The following is a 17,462-nucleotide window of genomic DNA, read 5'->3' as shown; positions in this document are numbered from 1 at the left end:
AGCAATGCTTGGCAAGCTCACTTCTCCCGGATGAAGAAGATCCGGTCGATGGAGATTGACTCGATCTGGTCCGGGTTGTTCTTCGGTGCAAACCACACGTACATGCTGGTCTTCAGTTCCTGCACCCCCAGGTCGATGAGCACATAGTCATCGCCCGCGCACTCGGAAGCCGCAACTGTTCGACCAGCCAGGCCGGCTTTGGTCTCGTTGTCGTAGATGCCCGCCTCAAAGGCCGGGGCGGCTTTGTCCTTCGCGGCGCACTTCACCAATGCATAGCAATGGCTCTTCCCAAGCTGTTCCACGTCCCGGGTGATGGGGTACTGGGTGGCCCACTGGGTGTGGTTCGTGGGCATGCGCGCTGCCCAACCGTCGGATGCCTTCTGGTCTTCGACGAGAGAGACCCACGCGCCTGCATTGTGGAGGGTGAAGTCGTTGTCCTGCACGTCCACCCAGTCCTCAACGGGGAGGTCCTTGCACATTTCCGGCGGCGGTCCGGCTGCGCGGAACCGGCGCTCCAGCGTGGGCGCGTAGTTGCTGAACGGCTGGCCCTCGCGGAAGCTGTCCACGTCGAAGCGTTCGGCAGTCTCGATGAAGTCCCGGACCATTGCCTGCGGGTCGGCGGGCCCGAGGAACTCGGTCTTCTCCCCGATGGCCTGGCGGCGGAGGGCGTTGTAGCCCAGGATCCAGGAGTGGTCCAGCGGCAATCGGGCCCGGCGCACGCGGTCGCTGAGGACCTGATCGCCCTCGACTGCCCGCGCCGCTTCGGCGAACAGCCTGGTGGCCGCGTTCATGTCGGCCAGCGGCAGCCAGTCAATCGTGCCGCTCATGTAGCACCGCAGGGCCTTACCGCTTCTCTCAATGGCGTCATGATACAGTTCAATGTACTGGAGTAGGGGTTCGGCTGCCGGCCCGTAGTAGCCCTGCATGAACTCGCGGATCAGGGCCTTGTCGTCCAGCGACGGGTCCCACATCAGTTTCGCGAGAAGCCACGCGCGCAGTTCCGGGAAGTCGCTGCAAGAGCAGCTTGCGTCACCCTGCTCGAACAGCCCGATGGTCTTGTTGTTGACGAAGAATCGGATGTTCGGCGCAAGCACCCGCAGGTTCGGATGGGGCATGATGTAGCTGGCGAAATTGGTGACGTAGTCCCACACGTAAAGCTGCGGGGCGACGGCGCTCCACGCCGCCACGTCCCGCGCGAAGGTCCTGTTGGTTTTGCTGGTCTCCAGGGGCTTGGAGAAGTCGCACTCGATTGAGCACAGGCGGATGATAACATTGCGCCGCGGCTTCACCTTTTGCGGAGCCTGCCGGGTGTACTGGTAGGCGAGAGTCTCTACCAGCACATTCGGGAACTCCTTCTCGATTTCCTCAGCCACCGCGTTTACAAAATGCACCAGCACCCCGGATGGCGCTCCTTCGGACTCCTCCAAAGCCCTGCAATCAGCGCACTGACAACGCCCGTGCCAGTCATTCTGGGACACAGAGATAATCCCCGCGTCCGGCTGCTGACGGATTCGCTCCAGTGCTACGCGGACGAATTCGGCGCGCATCTCGGGGTTGGTGAGACACAGTTGGGCACCCTCATGGACACGCCGTCCGTTGATCTCACTGTACCACTCTGGATGCGCCGCGAAATACTTCTCGGGCGGCAGGATCTGGTAGAACGTGTGGCACCACCCGATGATCGAGTAATGCCCGCCGTGAGAAGCCGGAATGCTCTCGAAATGTCCATTGAGCTTGAGCTTCGCAGCAAACAGCGGATTTCGCAGCACGCCGCGGTAGAAGGCCTCGCGATACTGGAGTTTCGGCACGTAGACTGTGTTGAGATCGCCAATTTCGAGGGTTGGGCGCCGGGGCACGAACTCCGCATCCGCCGCCCACCAGCGACAGCCGACAGGGTTTTCGAGAAACGTGTAGACCGCATACAGCGTGCCACGCGGGCTGCCTCCTGCGAGGAAGAGATCGTCACCGACGGTGCGGATGACGATGCCGTCGCGCTGCAGGGCAGCGAGATCAACATCCGGGCAGGCCTTCTTGAAGCGCTCACCGGGACCGACTGCGATAACCGGTGCATCGGCCGCGACGTCACTCTCCTGAGCGATCTCCAGAACGGCGCCGGTCACCGCCTTCAAGGTCTTCTGCAACTCCTCGGCTGCGGTGATCGTCGGCGCGTCGGCATTCACCGGGACCGCGATGACGTAGTGGCTCGCACCGTTGTGCGCGAGGGTGACTGCAGACGCACAGCCTGCGCAGGCAAGCAAGACGATGGCGATGAGGACGAGATAAACCTGGTGCATGTCCGCCTCCTGGTTATACGGCATCGAGTTTCTGCCAGTATTCATACTCATATTGCCAGTCGTCCTTGCGCATGGAAACGATCTGCCGCATGAACTGGGCGGTCTGCTCGTGCTCCTCGACCTGGTCCGCGGGTGGCTCACCGGATTGCACGGCGGCAACCAGCTTGCGGCCCAGTTCCCGCGCTGCTTCCACTGCTTGCGGCGCCTGGGACGGGTCCATGAGCTTGAAGGCTTCGGCCCCGGTGCTTCCAACGGTCCAGGCACCGGCCATGCGCAAGAAGCGCAGCATATAGTCTTCAACTTCGGTGCATCCACCGCCGCCGGAAGTCACTACGGCAGCGCCGAACTTGCCGGCGAACTGCTGAATGTGGATCGGCCCGCAGCAGCGGTCGAACAGGGCCTTCATCTGGGCGCTTACGCTGAAGATGTAATTCGGGCTGGCCAGGACGATCATGTCGGCGTCCAGAATGGCCTGGAGGACCTGGTCGAAGTCGTCGTTGATCGCGCACTTGCCACCTTTGTGGCAGGCATCGCAACCCACACAGGGGGCGACTTTCAGCTTGCCCAGAAGAAGCGTTTCGACCTCCGCGCCGGCTTCCTTCATTGCCTCCAGCATCGGTTCCAGCAGCTTCGCCGTATTGCCCTTCATTCCGTGGGGGCTGCCCATGATTGCGACTGCTTTCATGCAACTCCATCCTTTCCGTTCTCAGGCGTATCTTTGGGTGTGGCCGGGTTGTCGCGACTGACGGTGGCGGGCATGAGGCCCGCGCCTAAGGCACCGAGGGCTGATGCGATTGCCGGTGGGATCATCGCCGGCGGCAGAGAACCCGCGGCGTCGCCGATCATGCCGCCGACCGTGGGTCCGACCGCCTGCCCGATGCCCAGGAAGAGCGTGACGAAACCCAGGGCGGCCGGGGCAAGTCGCGGTCCCAGCATATCGCCGCAGGCAGCGGCAATGATTGCGGGAACGCTGAAGGCGGTGAGGCCGAAGAGCAGCGCGGACAGTGTGAACCCCGCCGGCGTGGGCACGAATGCATACAGACCGTACGCCGCGGCCTGGATCAGATAGACGATCACCAGCGCGCCCTTGCGGCCGATGACATCCGACACATGGCCCCAGATAAGGCCACACGAAAGGCTGACCCAACCCATGATCATGAACAGGTGCCCCGCCTGTGCCTGGGTGTAGCCGCCGTCGGCGATGAGGCCTTTCACGAAGAAAGTCAGGTACGTGATGTACGCGAACCCGTAGGCAGTATAGACGAAACCCATCTGCCAGACTGCTCGCGAGCGGTAGATGAGCCCCCACCGCAGGCCCTCGGATTTCACGGGGACCGGCGGCGTTCCGTTGACATCACCCACCGGGCAGAGATTGTACTCGGATGGGCAGTTGCGCAGGAGCAGTCCGGCAAGGGCCGCTACGAACAGAGTGATCCCCCCGTATGCGAACCAGCAGACGCGCCAGCCACTATCCCCGTAGGCCGAGAGCACCGACGGAGCCGCGTATCCCAGCAGGATCAGAGCAATGGATGAGCCCGCCACGGCGATACCCGAAGCCACGCCTCGCCTGCGCAGGCTGAACCACGCGGCGAGCAGACCCATAATCGGTACATTGCTGGCCCCACTGCCCACGCCTGTGATTGTGCGCCAGATGCCGGTGTCGATGATGCCGTGGGAAAGGCCGGTCAGCACCATGGAAGCTCCCGCAAGGGTCATCCCCACCGTGATAACCACCCGCGGCCCGAAACGCGAGGCCAGTGCGCCGCCCAATGCGGAGAGGCAGAGATAGCCGGTGAGATTGGCGCTTGCCAGTGCGCCGGCCTGGGTGTTGTCCATCCCCAGGCCCTCCTGCATCGCGGGCAGAACCATACCGTAGCCCAGACGCCCCAGACCCAGAGCGCCGAAGACCACCAGCGTGCCTACCGTCAGGATAATCCAGCCGTAATGCAGGGATGCGAGCTTGATTCTCATGAATTGCCTTCTCTTCTCATGCTGATTTGACTACTGCACACCGAGCCTGCTGCGGTGTGGTTCTCTTGGCCCGGTGGCTGCACGGGCTTCCTCGATGATACGCCGGGCGTCGTCGCCCTCATCGAACCCGAAGTACGCGATCAGCCCTGTCTCCCGCGTCGGATCGCAGGCCGCGGGGGGATCGGCCGCGCCCTGGGCCACGTGGGCAGCGAGTTCATCCTGGGGCAGCGCTCGGCTGTACACCCGCACCTCATCAATGAGGCCCTCGAAGGAGCTGTAACGGTCCTGCCTGCCACCCACTGCGAGGGGGGTATTGCCGGGCTCACGCCTGCGGTTCACGGCCTTGCGGGCGACCTCGGTTCCGTTGGCGAATACGACGAGGTCTTTTCCGTCGTAGGTCATCGCCACGTGTTGCCAGACGTCGGACGCCAATGCACCATCAGCGCTCCAAAGCTGGATCATGTTCCCCTGCCCGCCGCCGATGTTCAGGTATGCACCCACTTTGCCAACGTTCGTAACCAGCGCATAGTTGCCCTGGGTCCACTCATCATCGTTCTTACAGACAATCCAGCGCCGGGTGTCACCGCTCGGATGGGACGATGGAACGCGCACCCATGCCTCAAGGGTGAGTTGCTCGGGCTCGAGCGCCTCCGAGTGGGGCATCTCCACCAGCGCCGACGGGCACTGAAGCGCGCCGCCCACAAGTCCCCGGGCGAAGGCCCGGATACCGAACTGGTTGTCCACCCACGTGTGTCCTTCGGACCGGTTCTGGTTATGTCGCACCGGTTCGGAGCCCACCGCGTAGATCACATTCCGTTCGAACAGGAAGCCGGTGCTGCCCTCGTCGATGAACATTCCGTTGTTCGGAGCGCCCTGGGCATGGCCGCTGCGGTAGACATCGTGGATGAGATTGCCGCGGATCACTGTGCCGGGCTGCAGGCCCAGGGTGTAGATGCCGCCACCGTCGCAGAGCTTGCCCATGACATGGTGAATGTGGTTGTACTCGATCAGATTGGCCTTGCACGCGGATGCCTGCGGCGCCCAAACCCACCCGCAGGAGATGCCGCTGTACGGAAGGTCATGCACCCGGTTGTGGGAGACGGTGGTCTCGCGCGCGAAGCCGACCCAGATGCCGACCGCGCCGAAGAATCTCTGGCCTGTGTGATGGATGTGATTGTCGCTTACGATGTTGCCGGCCGGCGCTTCGGCGTCATCATTCGCCGCACCCACTTCGATGCCATTGCCGCCGATATCCGTGACTTCATTGCCCACGATGCGCACGCCATAGCAGCGCCGGCCGATCTCCAGGCCGGACGCCTCGAAATGCCTCACTGCTCCCTCGGTCAGGCTGCAGTCCTGTGCGCACTCCCAGCGGATGCCCACCGGCACCACCTTCCGGTTGGCGGTGCTGCCGGTGGAGTAGCGGCAGGCCTGCACTCCATGGTAGTCGCCCTCTGGAAGTGGCCAGGCGGAATCCTCGAACTGGATTCCCTGGAAGTGCAGGTTGCGCACCGGCTGCTCGTTGGTGCCCCTGACCACCACCAGCCCCTCGCAGCGGGGCATAACAGCGCTCAGCTTGCCAGGGTCCTGCCCCGGGAGCGGCATGTAGCTGATGGTCCCGCTGGAGCGGTCGAGATACCACTCCCCGGGCTGGTCGAGAAACTCCCGGGCGTTCTCGAGAAAGAACCAGCGGCCTTTGCCGGGCCAGTTCCAGGGGAGCTTCGAGCGGTCAAGATGCGGCGGCTGGAACACCGCTGCGTTCCTCTCTGGATCGAGGCTCACCACGCGCTTGCGGTTGATCGCCCAGTTGCCCTGGCAGACCATCTCCACGTCAGTGGGGTTGCCCCAGTTCTCGACGACCCCTGCGGGGAATGTCAGGCGGAACTCCATCCGCTCAGTGTCCAGCCGTTCGTCCACAACCTGGATAAGTGGCTGGGGCGCATCCGCATTGGGGGTCCGCGCGCGAGTTGCAGGCTGCCCGTCGATGATGAGCGACGAGGGATACCAGTCGCCCTCTCTCACACCCGGCACGGTCGCTGTCCAGATGCCGTCTGCGTGTGCCTGCCACCCGGTGATCTCGCGGCCGCCGCTGATGACCACATCCTCCCCCGGCGCAGCGCACCAGGTTACGGAGAACTGCTCCGTCCCTCCATGCTCCGGGCCGAACTCCAGGGGCGCCCCGATACGACAAACGCCGCCGTGCAGTACGACCCGCACGTCCTGGGTGAGGCCGGTTTGGGTGAGGTCTCGAACCGCCGCCATTGCAGCGTGGATTGAACGCCAGGGCGATTCCTCGGTGCCCTGTCCCATGAACTTCGCATTCGGCGTCTGACCGCGGACGTGCATCACAGTCTCGCCCTGCGCGCATCCCACAAGGAATGCCACGAGGATGGCGCACGCAGCGAAGGTGTTGAAGTGGCGGGCTCCTGTCACTGTGCAATCAGCCCCTCGCGAACGGCAGGTTGGCGTTACTGGGCGAAGAAAAGGATCGAGGCAGGCTCGATCTTGCAGCTGCAGTGGGCTCTTGCGGCTTCGATGCCGCTGGTGTCGATCTTTTCGAACCCCAGCTGCCAGGCGGGCGATTCGGCGCGCAGCGTGAAGTCGTCTTCGGCTGGGTCCACGAAGTGCGGGTCGGCGAACAGAGAGTTCTGGTCATATCCACGAGCCTGCCAGTCAGCCCAGGTCTCGCGGCCACCGTACCCCAGCTTCGGCTCGGGGATGCCAGGACACCAGAAGAGGTTGCGGTCCGCGCGGATCACCTCAGGGCCCAGTGTGCCGTGGGCCCAGAGAATTGCGTCAGGGTTGCTCCAGGCCACGATATTGCGCTCGAATACCAGGCCGGTGGAGTTGCCCGCGAAGTTGGACCAGTGGCCCTGGCCCACTCGCCCGTCGACAAGAATATTGTTGATGACGATGTTGTCCTTGCCCCCCTGGAACATGATGCCGCCGTTGTTGCTGCGCGGGCAGATGTTGTCGCGCACCGTGTACCCGCCGGCAAAGGAGTCCAGGTAGATGCTCCAGGACAGGAAAAGGGGCTTGTCGTGCTGGCAGGAATAGCCGATGGTATCGGCCACGAAGTTCCGCCGGATAGTGCTGCCACTCCGGCCCTCGCGGTCGCCCTGGGTCACCTCGATGCCGCCCGTATCGTAGGTCTCCAGGTTGGTGTTCTGGATGAAATTGTCTTCGACGAGGTTGTTCGTGCCTGCGTACTTGAAGCTGATCCCGTACCGGGAAGTATCGTGGATCGCGTTTCGGCGCACCACGTTGTCACTGGCCTTCGCGCCCTGCATGGCGATGCCGCCCGGGTGCTTGTAGACTTCTCCGGTATGATGGATGTGGTTGTCTGCCACCAGGTTTGCGGCGCTGTCCAGGAGTATCACGCCGCCGTAGGCGGTGCGGGAGATGTCGTTCCCCGTGATGGCATGCCTCCCGCCGCCCGAGCAGCAGACAGCGTGCTTGCCGATGCTCACGAAGGTGCAGTCGGACACCTCGCAGTCCGTGGCATTCCCCAGAAACAACACTCCGTTCGTGCCCATGCCGTAGCCGATGGCGCCGTCGTTCTGCTCATATTCGCCACCGGTGAAGGTGAGACCCCGGAAGCGCACGTGAGAGACGGGTTTGTCCGCTTCGCCGACAAGTTCCACGATGCGCCCGGCCACCGGAGCGACCACGAGGGATTGGGCGCCGAACCCGGCAGGCGGGATGAATCGGAGTTGCCCCTTTTCCGCGTCCAGGTACCACTCGCCCGGTGCATCCAGGGCATCCGGGACATTCTGCACGAAGTAGCGGTCGCCGGTGGCCAGGGAGGAGGATGCTTCCGGGCCGCCCACCGTGACCAGGTGCTTCTCCTCATCCACGGATTCGATGCTCAGAACCTCGTGGAACGCCCGGCAGTTGCCGGACTGGAAGATGTGGACCTCCGCACCGGGTACCTGTGCCCATTCGGGCTTGATGTCTCCAGGGGCGTAGGTGAAGCTGGTCTTGGAGCCCATCCCGCTGCCGCTCACGGATAGCTGGATGCCCTTGTACTTCGTGAACCGCGCGGCCTGGATCAGGATCATGTGCCTGCCGTCGGCCACCGGGGGGAGGTTGGTGTCCACCGGCTTCCAGTCCGGGTCGTCACTCAGCGCGAAGGTCGCCAGGTTCAGCCCGCCGCCCCTGAGATTCTCCCAGTGCAAGACATGCTTCCCCGCTGTTAACTTCAGCGTCGCGGTGGGTTGCCAGCTTGATACCGCCCAGCCCCCGGTGTCCGGCAGGTTCAGGAGTGGCGTGAACTCACCATCATCGATCTTCACAGCTGTTCGCCCGGCCATGTTGTCGTTGCCGAAAGGCTTATTCTGCGCCCCGTAGTAGACCCAGAGCGTGTACTCTCCATCCGCCGGTACATCGATGTCATACTCCATCCAGTCGCCCGGATTGTGGATATTGCCAACCGAATAACCGAAGGCGTTAGGGTCCAGGGCCACATATGAGAACCCCTTGCGGTAGGGATCGGTCGGGTCGAAATTGGGGGTGCGCGCAGGGATCATTCGTCTGCCGTCGGCATACAGGGACTTGAAACGCCAGCTCCCACCCCGCACTTCCGGCAGGTCGGCAACGAGCACCCCGTCAGCCTGGGCTTCAAACCCCGTGATTGGTTTCCCACCCACCAGCACCGGCTTTTCCCCCGGGTAGGCCATGTATGTGATGGGCGCTTCGGCTGTCCCGGAATCCTCCGGACCGAGAGAGAGGGGCTCATCCAGGAAGTACTGCCCCGCGCGGATCTGAACCGTGACGGGACCTGTGAGCGCCCCCTGTTCTTTTAGCGCGCGGATTGCGTCCCGGGCTTTCGCGACCGTGGCGAAAGGCCCGTCCGCGCCCTGCTCATCGGCAGCGGGAAGCCGTCCAGACCAGGTATCATCACCCTGGGGCGAGACAAAGAGCACGGTCTCGGCGGAGAGGCACGACGCCCCGAGGGCCACCAGTAATGCGAGGCACAGAGCCGTGGGTGACATGCAATCTGCTCCCTTCCAGTGAGGCAGTGGTTCCTGGCTATTCACCATCAACGCCATGCCTCCCTTCGGAAGGTCGGGGCTTACTGTGCCGGGAATGAACATAAGTATTCAAGTCTGACAGGCGGACATGGCGTGGGAAGGGAGAATGTAGGCTGATGACAACCAATCCTGCACTCCATCCGGTTGGGTCTCTGCTGGTCGCTCTCGTATTGGTAGCCGGCGCCTGCAGTGCACAGGTGCGCTTGCCCGTGGATTTCAGCAACGACCCGGGATGGATCGCCCACCCCACCTTCCTTGGGAATGCGGCGGCAAATCCCCAGGTCATCGCTGAAGACGGCGCGGTGACGTTGCGGGTCTCGGAGCCTGGAAAGGGCATGAAGTTCGAACTGCCCCTGCGCGACGTGGCCGCCGAGACCAGCGTCTACCTGGTGCTGCGTTACCGGGCGCTCAACCTCGCGGGCGGCTATGCGATCTGGGTATATGACGGCAGCGCTTCCGGCAAGGAAGTACTCAACGTGGCCGAGCTCGTCCGCGATGGCCAGTGGCATACCATTGCGGTGGACCTCGCGGCCCGGGGCGCTCAGGGCGGGGTGCGGTCGGTACTGACCGAAGTTCAATGCCGAGAAGAGCCTGCGTGGATCAGCTTCGATCACCTGGATGTTACCGACGATGCCCCCGCGGATGCGACGGTCATTCCGGCGAGTGCGACTCCGCTGGCTGATTATGTCCTGCGGCCAGGGGAGGATCTCGAAAACCTGCGCGCGGAGCCGGGCTGGCTGGCGAATGACGCGGCAGCTTTCGCGGCGGAATCGGACAACGGAGTCCTGCATCTGAGCGCTGAAGGCGCCGACAAGGGCATGAAGTGGTCGGCCACCCTGCGCGAACCCGTCGACCTGAGTGGCTATCGTTTCGTGGCGATCCGTTACCGGGCGCAGGGCACTGCTCCGTGGGGCGATTATCTGCTCTGGCTGTCGGGTGCGGAGGGTGGCATGCCCCAGCAGAGCCAGCGCGTCATCTCCCTCCCGCAGGTGGAACCCGACGGCCAGTGGCATGTGCTGGTGTTGCCTTTCAGCGCGGACTTCACGGCCACTCACGCGGCGGTCCAGGTCTGCAGCAAGGGCGAACGCGGGGATGTGTGGATCGACACGGTGCGGTTCAGCGCGCGGCGGCCACGTTTTCGGGTGAGTGAAGTGTTGCCCGTGTCCGAGGGCTGGGGCGGGTCCATGCTTGCGCGAGGGAACGTTCGGCCGGTCGAGGTCCCTGACGAAGATACCACGCTTCTCGGCCATTCGCTGCGGGCCATGGGCCTGTCTTCATGGTTCCCCCAGGGCGAGATCTGCGTGCGGGGAGTGCCCTTTCGCCTCACCACAGGTGAGCCGAGAGCTCTCATGACGCCGGATAACATTGATGAAATGGCCAAGCTGGAGGTGGGGCAGAGCGGCTCAGAGCTCTACCTGCTCCTCGCCGGCCAACTTCCGGCAACCGACGGCTCCCGCATGGGCGACCCCGTTCCCATGCGACAGACCAGCGCCCCCGAACGTTTCGTATTCCGGGTCGAGTACGCGGACGGATTGGTTGATGAGATGTTTCCGATCTGCCTGGTTTCGGGTCGCTATGAACTGCGCAATGGTCCGGAGGTCTACTGCCTCACCGGTCTGCGCGATGAAAAGATCGCCCGGGTGAGCCTGCGCAACCGTATGGAGAGCGGGAAACTCTGGCTGGCGGCGGCCACGGTCAACGGCGGCCCGGCGGCGACCCAGGAGCCCGAAGTGCAGGTCATCCCGCCGCCGGTTTCTGTTCAGGCTGATGTTCCCGGTGATGGCCGCATCACCCCCAATGAGGGCGGATTCCTGATTGCCAACGACCTGCTTGCGGTCGATGTGCAGACTCGAGGCGGGGTGCGGTTGCGGGGGCTAAGCAGTCCGCTCATGCAGGGGCCCGGGATCACGGTGGAGCCAGGCCCCTTGTTTTCCATCGGGCGCGACGAGACCACGCTAACCTCAGAGCAGGTATCCGTGGGCGAAGCGTTAGTGGAGGCTCATGGGGAACGTACCGTGTTGCGCATTCCGGTGGATGGGACCGAGGGCGGCGTGGCCTTGCGGGGTGAACTGCGGATATCCGTGGGCGATGGACCGGACATCGGCATGGAGCTGGACCTCGAACAGGCGTCGGAAGAGGTGTTCACGCCGAAGGTGAGCTTCCCGCTTGTGAACGGACTGCGCATCGGGTCCGCGAAGGATACATGGTATCTGTGGGGGCGCAAGGGTGGGATCATCAGCAACCGGCCTACCCACCAGCGGCAGACTTACGGGGGCGAGTACCCGTTGCAGGTGGCGGACGCGTTCAGTCCCGCTGCCGGCGCGGGGCTGGCGCTACTGACGTACGATCTCGACAATGACTACCGGTACTGGGACCTGGTCAAGGACCAGAACGGGATCGCTTGGCGCCTGGACTTCTGGGAGCGGGAGTACCAGCCGCAGGAGCGCATCGAGACGTGCCCCGTGGCTCTGCGGGCTCACTCCGGAGACTGGCGCGCGGCGCTGGGCATCTACCGGGACTGGGTGAAGACCTGGTACAAGCCCCAGGTCCCCCGCAAGCAGTGGTTCCAGGAGGTTTTCTACTATCAGCAGACTTTCGCCTGGGGTAGCCTGCGCAATAACCAGACAGGCGAGTGGAAGATGAAGGAAACGATCGAAAAGTACCGCGACTATTTCGGGCGCCTGGACTACCTGCACATCTTCGACTTCGGAGCGTCGCGCGTCTACGGACGAGTGGGCGACTACAGTCACTACGATGAACTGGGCGGCCGGGAAGCGATACGGGAGGCGATCCGTCAGGCGCAGGACGCGGGTGTCCGCGTGGGGCTGTATATCGAGGGCTACCTGTGCGACATCCGGGGCGAGTGGGGCCGTGAGAACGTGCCCAAATACAACATGCGCCGCAAGGACGGCTCGCCATTCCTGTGGGAACCCGACTCCACCGAGCATATGATGTGCGCCGATGCCAAGGGATGGCGCGATCATCTCGCGAGCACCTACGAGCGGGTGGCAGGCGAGCTCCAGCCGGACGGCATGTACATCGACCAGTACGGGTTCCTGAACCCCTGGAAGACTTGCTGGTCTCGGGAGCACGGGCACCCGGTTCCGTGGGGGCCGATCCGAGGAGAAGCGGCGACCCTCAAGGCCATCCGCTCCAGCGTTCCCGAAGAGATCGCGACACTCACCGAAGAGACGCCCAACGACGTGAACTCGCAGTTTCAGGACGGTGCGCTGGGCTACTCGGTGACATGGTCTGACCCGGACCTCATGCCTCACCGGGTGGACCTGTTCCGTTTCATGTTCCCGGACTTCAAAGTGTTTCAGCTTGTCTCGTACAACGCCTTCACCGAAGGCGGCTGGGACCTGCTCAAATGGCCGTTCTTCAATGGGGAAGGCCTGTGGACCCACGGCGGGACTACGGGTTTCTACTGCGAGGACGCCCATCAGTTCCTGCGCGGGGCCTTCGCGATCCAGCACGAGCACCGCGCGGCGTTCTGCGCGGATGATGTGGAGCCCCTGGTGCCCACGCTGGTCCCGACAGTGTATGCGAACCGTTTCACCGGCGGCGGGGAGACGGTCTGGACGCTGTTCAACGCCGGCTACCGGACTTTTCGTGGCGAGGCATTGAGCGTCCCGCATCTGGAAGGCGCCCGGTACTCCGACGCGATGACCGGGGAGCTGCTGGACGTGCGCCTTGCTGACGGCAAGGCCTACATCCCGGTGCAGCTTGGCCCGCATGGGGTGGGCTGCGTGGTGATGCGGGAGCCGTGAGCCCAGGCAGTCGCCGTGGCGCAGCTCCCTAAGGCTCGATGAACAGCCGGTCCGCAGACAGCTCCTGACGCGGGATGCCCGGCCCCTCAATTTCCAGCCGCATCTGGTTCTTCGAGTTGCGCATGAACTGGACTTCGAAGCAATGCAGGCCGGCCTTCAGTGCTGCGCTGCCCGTATGCTTGCTTCCCCACCAGCCGCATCGCGCGAGCTCGGGCAATGCCAAGTCGCGCTCCGGGTTGAAGATGAGCACCGAGGCGGTTTCCGGCGTTTCCAGGTGAAAGTGGTAGACGCCGTCCTGCGGCACTTTGAGGAACCCACGCCATCGCACACCACAGAAGCGCGCGGGTTCGGTGATGCTCATGTCCAGGCCGTCGCAGGTCCCTGATTTGTTCGGCGTTCGCAGCATCAGGTCGTATATCCTGACGCTGCCCTTGTGCTCGAAGAAGTCGTACCTCATCCCTCTCACCAGTCCCGTTTCGGTCGCGTGCTCCGGTTCACGCGGAGGCCACGGCCAGGGCCGGAACTCGCGGGTCGCCACCAGCGGCAGCGGCCGATTGCCCTCGAAATACCGCGCCTTTACCGTGCAGGGCTCGACAAGCGCAACGGGCCCAGCATACAGCGCTGACCGGGCGTTGGGATCCCTGCCGTCCACAGTGTACCGGACCTGGTATCCGGGCTCCGCCTCGATGATGAGCGGGTCCGCGTCGGCCATTTTCAGGAATGGCTTCGGGCGCGAGATCACAGGCACCCTCGGGACGTAGATCGGTTCTGACGTAAATTGGCCGCCGTCCATGCGGAACTCGAAGTCGTGTGTGGGCACTTCCTGTGCTGCTGCACCAATCGCCATGTCACTGCAGCCGAAAGCCAGACCCCAGAGGCTTGCCCCGGGGGCTTCGCACACCATTAGCGACTCGGCGGTGGCCGTCACAGGGCCAAGCTCAATGGACTGCGCGGCACCACGGCTCACGTAGCGGATGCGGGTGCCGTCGTCGAGGGTGGTGTCGAGGCCCGCGCCACTCGCTTCTGATAGGAGCTCCGCGGCTCTTGCAACCGGGCCGGCTTGCCCTTTATCGGTGGGCACGAGGAGCGTCAGAAGACGGTCCGAAGCATTGCTCTGCCAGTTTACGTGAATGTCCACGGCCGGCCGCGCATCGCCAATTCCCGCCGAATACCAGCCCAGCCACGGGTCACGGTTGCCGTGGTACTTGCGGTATTCCAGCGCCGGGCCGAAGTGGAGCAGTTCGATGTTCGGTCCGTCCGGGTCCGCGGTGCGCAGTCGCTTGGCGGTCTGGTCCAGGACGAACTGATCTTCCTTGAACCCGGCGATGACTTTGCGGTATTCGGGGTCCTCGCAGTATGGCGCGAAGTTCCAGACCTGGGTATACTGGTGGGGCTTGTCGCCAGTGTTGATCATGCGGTCTTCCACCAGCCAGAGCTTCGCGGGTTTCACGAAGACCACGCGGCGGTAGTGCTGGACGCTCATATCCACGTTGATGTCGCGGTTGTTCTCGAAATCCCCGTAGCCCAAGTCATACAGCCCATCCACCAGGTCGCAGCGTTCGGAAGTATGCCAGCGACTGAGCACCGGTGTCTCGTATGCGCGTGATGCATGGGGGCCGCTCTTGGACTGAGAGCGCCCATCTACGATCACTGTGTTGTTCTTGAGGCTCGAAGCCTCGCTCAGGTAGAAATCCGCGCCCTTCGCTTCCGGGGTGCGGAAGACGCCATAGGTCGGGTCACCCCCGCAGACAAGCAGCTGCCGTCCATAGGCGGTCACCTGGATGGCGTTGTTGTCGCGCATGGAGTGCCCTGCCTGCGGCCTGCCGTTCATGAAGAACAGATACAGGTCCTTCATCTGCCAGCCGCTGCGCATGGCGTGGAAGCCGCTGTAGGGCAGGGAAATCGATGTGTACGGCTGGGGACGAATCGGGCTCTTGCCCTCGAGCGGTGTGGCCCAGTACTTCTCGGCCGCTGCGTCGCTCTCCCAGACATTCTTGCCCAGCACATCGTGGGCATTGCCCACCTGTGGAAGACCGCCCAGGGGCGTCTGCAGCGCATCATCCACGCGCCTGCGCGCCGCGACACGCTCGCGGATCTGATTCGCGAAACGCGGCGGGTTGTCGCCGTAGAAATCGAGAACCTCCTCCAGGCCTTCCTTGTCCTGGCTGTTGTAGTTGAAGGACTGCTCCAGGCTGCCGCCGTCCGGGGCAAAGTTGCTGCTGAGGAAGTCCTCGTACCCGCGTTCCACATACTCGTTCACCTGCGGCGTGGTGCGAAACTCGGGGAAGATCGCGGCGTAGAAGGCCAGGGCCTTCAGGCCTTCCGCGCGCTGATTGGGCACAGCGCCGGGGTACAGGGTGAACCAGATGAGCTTGCTGATGTGGTCGCGCTCGCAACTCAGGGCGATCTCGGCAAGCTGCGCGGCGTTCACGAGCGCCAAACGCTCCCGAGGCAGCTCCTCAAGTGTAGGCGCGAGCACATCTTTCCACTCCGCGGCCTTGTCCGGGCCGAGGCACTTGGTCAGCCCTGCCAGGACCTTCAGAAAGTTCTTCAGCCGCCACCCGATCTGCAGAGCGTTTGTGTTCAGCCGCCAGTCCACATGCAGCTTCTCCCAGACGAACTTGTCCGGGAGGCCCTGGTTCGCAAAGTAGATCGCCCAGAAGCCTCGGGCATGGTTTCGGGAGAAGTCGCTGAACAGGTCCAGCGCCTTTTCCAGATAGACCGCGTCTCCGGTCTCCCAGTAACGAGCCGTAAAGGATTTCGCGAACTCGAAGTTTCCATAATCGGTGCGCTCCATCTTTACCGTGCGGTCCCATTTCTCGCAGTCGCCACCGCCCCAGTCCGTGACGTCGTCCACATGAGCATACCAGTTCACCGGGGGAGTGTCGCCGGGCAGTCCGGTCATGCCGTAGATGTCCACGAAGCCCACCATCGGTGACTTCAGGTACTCCTGACGAGGAGGCTTTCCGAGGAGAGCATCAATGCTGCCCACACTGCGCGGGTGCCGTGCATACTCATGCCAGCCATACTCGCCGAAATCATGGACGCGCAGTCGCTGGACCACCCGGTCGCGCCACAATTCCAGGGCTTCCAGGAGTTTGGCCTGCCGCAGGAGAAGAGCATAGTCGCGGCACTCGGGCGCACTGAGATCAAAGCGCGCGAAGAGTGCTCTGGCGGTCTCTTCCGCGGGCGGCGCGGGAACACCCCCAGCCGATGCCGGAATGATCGGCTCGGGCGCATCTTGCGTGTAACCCGGGACGGCAATCACCGCGGCAAGCAGCACAGGGAGAAGCATGTGCATGTCCCTCTTGTCCTCCGGGGTGTGGCGGTCAACCCGACGCGTTGGCGCCGGGGGGCTCGCGAAGCGACATCCGGCCACGGCCCGGCCTGCTATCTGCCCTGCAGTCTGGGCGGTCGGCCGAGATCGGCATCGGTGATCCCCACTGTGGCCAAAAGGGCCTCGGCGCGTTCGAAGGCCATCTCGTAGCGCGGTGAGTGGCAGTCCGAGCCCAGAGTGAGCATGACACCGCGCTCTTTGAGGCCGGCCAGGTATTCCACGTACTGCAGCGGGAAGGTGTCCGGGTAGCTGGTGTTGAGCAGGTTGGCCGAAATGTTGACCTCGGCTGCCTTGCCGTGCTGAACCAGGGCCGCTGCGAACTCATCGTGCATTGATGAGGGAATCTTGCCGAAATCGTCCAGCCACGGATCGGTGGTATAGCGCCCGTCATCGTCGCGCCAGTGGCCCATCCACCACCACGGGTGGGCGACGATGTCCACCAGCGGATGGGCCGCAAGGTACATGTTCTGTCGGTGGTAATCGCGAATCACCGCGTCTCGCTCCATGGGGCAGTACAGCGGCCAGTGGGTTCCCGCGACCACGTACTCGATGCCCAGATTCTCGATGTCGTCGGCGGTGAGGCCGATCGCGGGTTCCGCACCGGCTGGACCTCCCTGCCGCAGTCCATAGACAGGGCGCTCGTAACTACCTCGGGCGAGCTCTTCCAGCTCCCATTGGGAAACGCAGCTGACTTCAACGCCGAAGTGGAAATTGTGCCCTGGTTCCGTGGCCAGGTACTCTTGCCTCGAAGCGTACAGGTCAGGCAGATTATATGGAGTATGGATGTGGTCGGTGATTCCGAACTCGTGGATACCGTCCCGAGCTGCCGACGCGACGAGCTCGTTCATGATGAGGGACGCCTCGTCGCAAGAATGCCGGCTGTGGATGTGCCAATCGCTGGTGAGGGGCATCAGGAAGTCTCCCGAGGTCGTCATTAGCCGATCGTGAGTGAGATTCCGCGCTCGTCACCGGGGCACCTTCAGACCGGTACGGCTCGAGAAGGCCGCCGGGCCATGCGCGGGGAAACTGTAAGGAACGCTAGTTCAGAAGAATCGCT

The 17,462-nt window shown here is 63.5% G+C and carries 8 protein-coding genes; 1 reads left to right on the top strand and 7 read right to left on the bottom strand.

Annotation, left to right across the window (positions count from 1 at the left end):
* Positions 1 to 17: 17 nt before the first annotated feature.
* Genes HPY44_13870 through HPY44_13850 form a run of 5 tightly spaced genes read right to left on the bottom strand, consistent with a single transcriptional unit; the run spans position 18 to position 9,259 of the window.
* On the bottom strand, positions 18 to 2,294 hold the full coding sequence (locus tag HPY44_13870; protein NSW57095.1) for a DUF4838 domain-containing protein: 2,277 nt from the start codon (positions 2,292 to 2,294) through the stop codon (positions 18 to 20).
* Between the two features lie 13 nt (positions 2,295 to 2,307).
* Positions 2,308 to 2,979: a flavodoxin family protein gene (locus HPY44_13865; GenBank protein ID NSW57094.1), complete on the bottom strand. Its 672-nt coding sequence runs from the start codon at positions 2,977 to 2,979 to the stop codon at positions 2,308 to 2,310.
* A complete protein-coding gene (locus HPY44_13860) occupies positions 2,976 to 4,265 on the bottom strand; it encodes an MFS transporter (GenBank protein ID NSW57093.1) in 1,290 nt (429 codons plus the stop codon). Before HPY44_13860 ends, HPY44_13865 begins: the two co-directional genes overlap by 4 nt.
* 30 nt (positions 4,266 to 4,295) lie before the next feature.
* Positions 4,296 to 6,698, bottom strand: coding sequence for a right-handed parallel beta-helix repeat-containing protein (locus HPY44_13855; protein ID NSW57092.1), 2,403 nt, complete (start codon positions 6,696 to 6,698; stop codon positions 4,296 to 4,298).
* A 35-nt stretch (positions 6,699 to 6,733) separates the two neighbouring features.
* Complete coding sequence (locus tag HPY44_13850) at positions 6,734 to 9,259, bottom strand: right-handed parallel beta-helix repeat-containing protein (GenBank protein NSW57091.1); 2,526 nt, start codon at positions 9,257 to 9,259, stop codon at positions 6,734 to 6,736.
* A 155-nt stretch (positions 9,260 to 9,414) separates the two neighbouring features.
* Between HPY44_13850 and HPY44_13845 the strand changes: the two genes are divergently transcribed.
* Positions 9,415 to 13,068 (top strand): hypothetical protein, encoded by a 3,654-nt coding sequence (locus HPY44_13845; protein NSW57090.1) that lies wholly within the window; start codon positions 9,415 to 9,417, stop codon positions 13,066 to 13,068.
* Positions 13,069 to 13,096: 28 nt separating this feature from the next.
* Here the strand turns inward: HPY44_13845 and HPY44_13840 are convergent, their stop codons facing one another.
* Both HPY44_13840 and HPY44_13835 read right to left on the bottom strand, forming a co-directional pair.
* Positions 13,097 to 16,369: a heparinase II/III family protein gene (locus HPY44_13840; GenBank protein ID NSW57089.1), complete on the bottom strand. Its 3,273-nt coding sequence runs from the start codon at positions 16,367 to 16,369 to the stop codon at positions 13,097 to 13,099.
* 89 nt (positions 16,370 to 16,458) lie between these two features.
* Positions 16,459 to 17,316, bottom strand: a complete 858-nt coding sequence (locus HPY44_13835) for a PHP domain-containing protein (protein NSW57088.1) — start codon at positions 17,314 to 17,316, stop codon at positions 16,459 to 16,461.
* Between the last annotated feature and the right edge of the window lie 146 nt (positions 17,317 to 17,462).

It is taken from the genome of Armatimonadota bacterium (assembly GCA_013314775.1).
Lineage (GTDB): Bacteria > Armatimonadota > Zipacnadia > Zipacnadales > JABUFB01 > JABUFB01.
Note: the sequence above shows the minus strand (reverse complement) of the source record. Positions and strands in the feature narration are given on the sequence as shown.

What these genes read in the sequence shown, in the direction of transcription:
- HPY44_13845 (NSW57090.1), top strand. Translation starts at nt 9,415, where the DNA reads ATGACAACCAATCCTGCACTCCATCCGGTTGGGTCTCTGCTGGTCGCT.
- HPY44_13840 (NSW57089.1), bottom strand. Translation starts at nt 16,369, where the DNA reads ATGCACATGCTTCTCCCTGTGCTGCTTGCCGCGGTGATTGCCGTCCCG.
- HPY44_13865 (NSW57094.1), bottom strand. Translation starts at nt 2,979, where the DNA reads ATGAAAGCAGTCGCAATCATGGGCAGCCCCCACGGAATGAAGGGCAAT.
- HPY44_13870 (NSW57095.1), bottom strand. Translation starts at nt 2,294, where the DNA reads ATGCACCAGGTTTATCTCGTCCTCATCGCCATCGTCTTGCTTGCCTGC.
- HPY44_13850 (NSW57091.1), bottom strand. Translation starts at nt 9,259, where the DNA reads ATGTCACCCACGGCTCTGTGCCTCGCATTACTGGTGGCCCTCGGGGCG.
- HPY44_13835 (NSW57088.1), bottom strand. Translation starts at nt 17,316, where the DNA reads ATGCCCCTCACCAGCGATTGGCACATCCACAGCCGGCATTCTTGCGAC.
- HPY44_13860 (NSW57093.1), bottom strand. Translation starts at nt 4,265, where the DNA reads ATGAGAATCAAGCTCGCATCCCTGCATTACGGCTGGATTATCCTGACG.